Genomic DNA, 6,459 nt, shown 5'->3' with positions numbered 1-6,459 from the left:
CGCTGTTGAGTTCTCAAGGAACGGACGCTTCCTTCGTTCCTGTTTCCAGGCCCTCCGGGCGCTTCCTTCGTTTCCGACTCTATCAGACTCTTTCGTGTCTGATTCCCGGTCGAAGCGGGTTTCGCTTTCGCCTTCCAGGGGGCCGCTTTCGCGTTTTCCCTTTTCGGCGATTCCGACTCTACCAGTGGATTTTCGCTACTCCGACCACTTGCCGTTCTGCCAAAAGGCACACGGAAAGGCAGAGAGTGAAGATCAATACTGGAGAGGGGGTTCCCGTCCATCAGCAGTTCGCGAGATGTTCACGCGGTGCGTCCCTGCGGGAGTCACGACAGTACAGGTCGACCAGTGCCCAGGCAAATCGATTCAGGCGTATGGTCTAGTCCACTACGTTGGTGTCGCGGCCGCACGTCGCAGCCCCTTTCCAGGGGTGCGCTTCGTGCGGAACCGGGACATCTCATGACATACCCTTCTCAAAGTATGCCGTCCAGGACAGGTTGTGACGGCGACACGAAGAAGCCCCACCCCCTGGGAGGCCCTCCATGACCAGCGTGACGTCCCCACTTGCCGGGCGCGCCATCGGACTCGCGGCAGTGCCCGATCCGGTGTTCTCCGGCGCGATGGTGGGACCGGGCACCGCTATTGACCCCGTGCGCGAGCCCTCGGAGGCGGTGTCCCCCGTCGACGGTGTGGTCGTCTCCCTGCATCCGCACGCGTACGTGGTCGTCGACGGCGAAGGCCACGGGGTGCTGGTGCACCTCGGCATCGACACCGTTCAGCTCAACGGCGAGGGCTTCGAGCTGCTCGTGAACAAGGGCGACACCGTGACGCGCGGCCAGGCCGTCATCCGTTGGAACCCCGCCGCGGTCGAGGCCGCCGGCAAGTCCCCGGTCTGCCCCGTCGTGGCGCTCGAGGCGACTGCCGACTCGCTGTCCGACGTCGTCGACGACGGTGACGTCAAGACCTCGGACGTTCTCTTCAGCTGGCAGTGACGTGTCCGCCTCCACAGGTGGGTCGGACATTCATCGCGGCGGCGGGGCCGTCGCTCAATCGGAGACGGGTGAAATGGAGACAACGCTGCGAGGCGTCGGCGTGAGCCACGGGGTGGCGATCGGCGAGGTCCGGCACATGGGCACGGCCGTTCTCGAACCGCCGGCCAAGCAGATCACCGCGGCCGAGGCGGAGCGCGAACAGGGGCGCGCCCGTCAGGCCGTGGAGGCTGTGTCGGCCGACCTCGTCGCGCGCGGCCAACTGGCCGGTGGCGAGGCCCAGCACGTGCTGGAGGCCCAGGCGATGATCGCGACGGACCCCGAGCTGATGGCGGACGTCGACCGTCGGATCGCCGTCGGCAGCACGGCCGAGCGCGGCGTCTACGACGCGTTCGCCTCCTACCGCGACCTGCTCGCGGGGGCCGGTGAGTACATGGCCGGGCGCGTGGCCGACCTGGACGACGTGCGCAACCGCATCGTGGCGCGCCTGCTCGGTGTGCCGATGCCGGGCGTGCCCGACAGCGACGAGCCGTACGTGCTGATCGCCCGGGACCTCGCTCCCGCAGACACCGCGCTGCTCGACCCGGCGCTGGTCCTCGGTTTCGTGACCGAGGAGGGCGGGCCGACCAGCCACAGCGCCATCCTCGCGCGAGCCCTGGGCGTACCGGCGATCGTGGCGCTGCCGGGCGCCGGTGAGATCGCCGAGGGCACCCTGATCGCCGTCGACGGCAGCACGGGTGACCTGTTCGTGAACCCGTCGGCCGAGAAGCGGGCCGAGCTGGAGGCCTCGGCCGCCGAGCGCAGGGCGGCTCTCGCCGCCTCGTCCGGGCCGGGCGCCACCTCCGACGGTCACAAGGTGCCGCTGCTGGCCAACGTCGGTGGTCCGGCGGACGTGCCGGCGGCCGTCGAGGCCGGGGCCGAGGGTGTGGGGCTGTTCCGCACCGAGTTCCTGTTCCTGGACGACAGCAAGAAGGCGCCGTCCGAGGAGAAGCAGGTCGAGTCGTACCGCAAGGTGCTGGAGGCCTTCCCCGAGGGTCGGGTCGTCGTCCGTGTGCTGGACGCCGGCGCGGACAAGCCGCTGGACTTCCTGACCCCGGGCGACGAGCCGAACCCGGCGCTGGGTGTGCGCGGGCTCCGGTCGCTGCTGGACCACCCGGACGTGCTGCGCACACAGCTCACCGCGCTGGCCAAGGCCGCCGCGGGCCTGCCGGTCTACCTTGAGGTCATGGCCCCGATGGTGGCCGACCGGATCGACGCCAAGGCGTTCGCGGACGCGTGCCGCGAGGCCGGGCTGCGGGCGAAGTTCGGTGCGATGGTCGAGATCCCCTCCGCCGCGCTCCGGGCGCGCTCGATCCTCCAGGAGGTCGAGTTCCTGTCGCTGGGCACGAACGACCTGGCGCAGTACGCCTTCGCCGCCGACCGTCAGGTCGGGGCCGTGTCGCGGTTGCAGGACCCGTGGCAGCCCGCGCTGCTGGACCTGATCGCCATGTCGGCCGACGCCGCCAAGGCCGAGGGCAAGAGCTGTGGTGTCTGTGGCGAGGCCGCCTCGGACCCGCTGCTCGCCTGTGTGCTGACGGGCCTGGGTGTCACCTCTCTTTCCATGGGTGCCGCCTCGATCCCCTACGTGCGGGCGACGCTCGCCAAGCACACGCTCGCGCAGTGCGAGCGGGCCGCCGCGGCGGCGCGTGCGACGGACACGGCCGAGGAGGCCCGCGCGGCCGCCCAGGCGGTGCTGTCCGGGGAGTAGCAGGGCACGTCTTCGATGGAGGGGCCTTCGCCGGTGGCGAGGGCCCCTCGGTCGTGTCCGCGGTCGTTTTCCCACACGTCCGGGTCAGTGGTGGGGGCCGGGATCGTCCACCTCGTAGCCGGGGCAGTACTCGACGCCCGGTTCGGGAGCCACCGGGTCGCCGGTGTCGGCGTCGGTGCAGTAGGCGTTGAACACCGCCGCCGCGGAGAGGGGGACCAGCCGTCCGCGGTCCAGGCGCCAGCCGTGGACGCGGTCCTTGAACTCCTCGGTGGTGCTGCGCAGGACCAGTCCCCCGGCTCCGCCCTGGGCGATGCCGGCGGCCAGGACCGTCATGAAGTCGAGGCCTTCGCGGCCCTCGATGCGGGGTGGGCGGTCCTGGTCGGCGGTGGTGTCCGCGTGCAGCACGGCGACGAGCTGTTCCGTGTCGGTGGGGATGCTGCACACGAGGTGGTGGTGGCCGGGGCCGGCTCCGTCGACCAGGCGTTTCACCGCGTCGGCGGCCCGCTCGAAGGAGGCCCGGCCGATGTCCTCGCCGCAGTCCGCACAGGTGCCGGCCTCGGCGAGGAGGGTGCCGGCGTACTCCCACGTGGCCTGCCGGACGGCCTCGTCGAGGAGGAGCGGGACCAGTTCGTCGATGGGTTGGCCCTGGTACGGCAGGCCCGCGCCGCTGCCGGCGAGTCCGGCGGTGTAGCGGGTGCGGGTGTCGACGGTGTCCGGGTCCAGGCCGTGGTGCGCGCAGTACTCGGCGTACTCCTCGGGATCGAAGAGGGCGACCGTGGTGTGGATGCCCTGGGCCGCGAGGGAGCGGAGCAGGGCGTCCACGTGGCGGAGGTAGTCCTGGTGGTCGTCGAAGGTGAAGCTCCGGTACCCGCGCATGGCCGCGAAGTCCCCGGCGTCGGCCAGGAGGCCGACCGTGCCGGGGACTTCACGACGCAGGGTGCGGTGCGGGGACCGGCGGCGCCGGGTGCCCGGGGTGTCGTTCGAGCGGGTGTTCTTCGGTGGCATGGCTCCCCCTGAGTGATGCGACGATTCGCTCACTCACCGTAACCATGACCACTGACAGTCACTTCCGGGTGCGGGCCAGCTCCGCGTAGAAGTCGAGGAGTTCCGGACGGTCGACCGAGCCGAGGTTGACCGCCTTGGCCAGGGGCGTGCCTTGGAGGAGGCGCTTGACCGGGACCTCGATGCGCTTGCCGGTGAGGGTGTGCGGGACCGCCGGGACCTCGATGATCTCGTCGGGGACGTGCCGCGGGGACAGCTCCGCGCGGATCGTCGCCTTGATGCGGTCGCGCAGGTCGTCGTCGAGGGTGGCGCCGGGCGCGAGGTGGACGAACAGCGGCATCCAGTAGCCGCCGTTCGGTTCCTCCAGGCCGATGACCAGGGACTCCTTGATCTCCGGGAGGCGTTCGACGGCCTCGTAGATGTCGGCGGATCCCATGCGGACGCCCTGCCGGTTGAGGGTGGAGTCGGAGCGGCCGTGGATGATCACCGATCCGCGGTCGGTGAGGGTGATCCAGTCCCCGTGGCGCCAGGCGCCGGGGAACATCTCGAAGTAGCTCTCGCGGTAGCGGCTGCCGTCGGGGTCGTTCCAGAAGTGGATCGGCATGGAGGGCATGGGGTTGGTGACGACGAGTTCGCCGACCTCGCCGATGACGGGCTTGCCGGCGGGGTCCCAGGCCTGGAGGTCGGTGCCGAGGCCGGGCGCCTGGAGTTCGCCGATGTACACGGGGAGGGTCGCGACCCCGCCGGCGAAGCAGCTGCACACGTCGGTGCCGCCGCTGACGGAGACGATCCAGAGGTCCTCGGCCACCTCGTCGTGCAACCAGCGGAAGCCGTCGGGCGGGAGCGGGGAGCCGGTGGTGGCCACGGCCTTCACGGAGGAGAGGTCGAAGTCCCGGGAGGGGTGGACCTCCGCCTTGCGGCAGGCCATCACGTACGCGGCGGAGGTGCCGTACAGGGTGGCCCGGGTCCGTTCCGCGATCCGCCACTGGGCGCCGGTGTCGGGGAAGCCGGGGCTGCCGTCGTAGAGGACGACCGTGGCGCCGGTGAGCAGGCCGGAGACGAGGAAGTTCCACATCATCCAGCCGGTGGAGGTGTACCAGAAGAACCGGTCCTCGGGCCCCAGCTCGCAGTGCAGGCCGATCTGCTTCAGGTGTTCGAGGAGGATGCCGCCCTGGGACTGGACGATGGCCTTGGGCAGGCCGGTCGTGCCGGAGGAGTAGAGGACCCACAGCGGGTGGTCGAAGGGGACCGCCTCGAAGACGGGCTCGGTGTCGGCGGCGGTGAGGTCGGCCCAGGCGCGGGTGCCCTCGGGGGCGGGGGTGCCGAGGAGGGGGATGTGCACGACGGCGCGCAGGGAGGGAAGCTCGGCGCGCAGCTCGGCGACGGTTTCGCGGCGGTCGTGTTCCTTGCCGCCGTAGCGGTATCCGTCGACGGTGAACAGGACGACGGGTTCGACCTGCTGGAAGCGGTCCAGGACGCTGCGGGCGCCGAAGTCGGGGGCGCAGGAGGTCCAGACCCCGCCGACGGAGGCGGTGGCGAGGAGGGCGACGACGGCTTCGGGGATGTTGGGGAGGTAGCCGCTGACGCGGTCGCCGGGGCGTACGCCCGCGGCGCGCAGTTCGGCGGCGAGCGAGCCGACCTGGCGGCGGAGCTCGGCCCAGGTGACGGGGGTGGGCTCGTGGGTCTCGTCGACGCTGATCAGGGCGGGTTCGTCGGCGCGGGCCGGGTCCTCGCCGGCGCGCAGGGCGTGTTCGGCGTAGTTGAGGGTGGAGCCGGTGAACCAGCGGGCGCCGGGCATGGTGCGGTCGGCGAGCACGGAGGTGTACGGGGTGGTGAACCGTACGTCGAACCATTCGGCGATGGCCTGCCAGAAGGTGTCGAGCGCGTCGACGGACCAGCTGTGCAGGGCCGGGTAGCCGCCGTCGGCGGGGGCTCCGAAGCGCTCGGCGGCCCAGGCCTGGAAGGCGGTGATCCTGGCCGCGGCGATCCGGTCGGGGCTCGGGGACCAGAGGGGTTCCGGCTGGGTGGCTGAGGTCATGGGTCGGCTCCCGGTCAAGTCTGTGGCTCGCGCTTCGTGTGCGTGGGTGCCGTCGCGCGTTCGGTGCGCGCGCGGCGGCTCACAGGGACCATGCCATGTGATCGACAGCAGCACCAGGGTCGTCATGGGCGGCGCGTTGTCCGCCCGCGTCGCCCGGCCGGCGGGTGAACGGCAGCTGAACGCCGCCCGCGCGGCCGAGGGCCGGTGGCAGGGTGAGCGGCATGGACGGTCGTGATCTGGTGCGTGCGGTGATGGAGATCGGTACGGCGGGCGGGAGGCGCGCCTGGCGTTCGGCGTTGCGCCACCGGCGCGCGGACGCGGCGGGGCTCGCGCGACGGGGCGCGGAGCGGGCGCGGGTGCCGGGGGTGCTCACCGGTACGGAGCCCCGGCCGGGCGGTGGTGTGCTGCGGTTCGCGCGGTCGGAACTGCTGGTACGGGTGACCGTGGGCGGGGCGGTGTTCTGGGCCTGGGACGGGGCGGAGCCGTCTCCGTCGTACGCGGTGGTGGGCGGCGGGCCGGAGCCCGATCCGCGGGCGGTGCTGGAGCCGGACACCGGGGGTGGCTGGCGGGTGGTGTCGGAGCGGGTGACGGTGGCGGTGTCCCGGCATGGGGCGGTGGAGGTGCGCACGCCGGGCGGGACGGTGTTGCGGCGGGAGCTGCCGCCGCGCTGGTGGGAGCCGGTGGAG

At 71.7% G+C, this 6,459-nt stretch carries 5 protein-coding genes and 1 pseudogene; 4 read left to right on the top strand and 2 right to left on the bottom strand.

Annotated features, from left to right (window positions below):
* Nucleotides 1-539 precede the first annotated feature (539 nt).
* Both ADK55_RS08505 and ptsP read left to right on the top strand, forming a co-directional pair.
* Nucleotides 540-989: a PTS sugar transporter subunit IIA gene (locus ADK55_RS08505; RefSeq protein WP_053676866.1), complete on the top strand. Its 450-nt coding sequence runs from the start codon at nucleotides 540-542 to the stop codon at nucleotides 987-989.
* A gap of 73 nt (nucleotides 990-1,062) precedes the next feature.
* Nucleotides 1,063-2,733 (top strand): phosphoenolpyruvate--protein phosphotransferase, encoded by a 1,671-nt coding sequence (gene ptsP / locus ADK55_RS08500; protein ID WP_053676865.1) that lies wholly within the window; start codon nucleotides 1,063-1,065, stop codon nucleotides 2,731-2,733.
* 84 nt (nucleotides 2,734-2,817) lie between these two features.
* Here ptsP and ADK55_RS08495 read toward each other — a convergent pair whose 3' ends face one another.
* Together ADK55_RS08495 and ADK55_RS08490 are read right to left on the bottom strand one after the other, a co-directional pair.
* The gene (locus tag ADK55_RS08495; protein ID WP_234349958.1) at nucleotides 2,818-3,738 is read right to left on the bottom strand and encodes a hypothetical protein; all 921 of its coding nucleotides are present in this window, start codon (nucleotides 3,736-3,738) and stop codon (nucleotides 2,818-2,820) included.
* Between the two features lie 58 nt (nucleotides 3,739-3,796).
* Nucleotides 3,797-5,773, bottom strand: coding sequence for an acetoacetate--CoA ligase (locus tag ADK55_RS08490; protein WP_053676864.1), 1,977 nt, complete (start codon nucleotides 5,771-5,773; stop codon nucleotides 3,797-3,799).
* A gap of 97 nt (nucleotides 5,774-5,870) precedes the next feature.
* Between ADK55_RS08490 and ADK55_RS38410 the strand changes: the two genes are divergently transcribed.
* Together ADK55_RS38410 and ADK55_RS08485 are read left to right on the top strand one after the other, a co-directional pair.
* The gene (locus tag ADK55_RS38410) at nucleotides 5,871-6,008 is read left to right on the top strand and encodes a hypothetical protein (protein ID WP_159041322.1); all 138 of its coding nucleotides are present in this window, start codon (nucleotides 5,871-5,873) and stop codon (nucleotides 6,006-6,008) included.
* Nucleotides 5,995-6,459: pseudogene (locus tag ADK55_RS08485) on the top strand (glycosyl hydrolase); the annotation flags it as partial. The gene ADK55_RS38410 and the pseudogene ADK55_RS08485, both read left to right, overlap by 14 nt.

Origin of the sequence: Streptomyces sp. WM4235 (genome assembly GCF_001279725.1) — a bacterium.
Classification (GTDB): Bacteria; Actinomycetota; Actinomycetes; order Streptomycetales; family Streptomycetaceae; genus Streptomyces.
The sequence above is the reverse complement of the archived record's forward strand: the minus strand, read 5'-3'. Positions and strand labels throughout refer to the sequence as shown.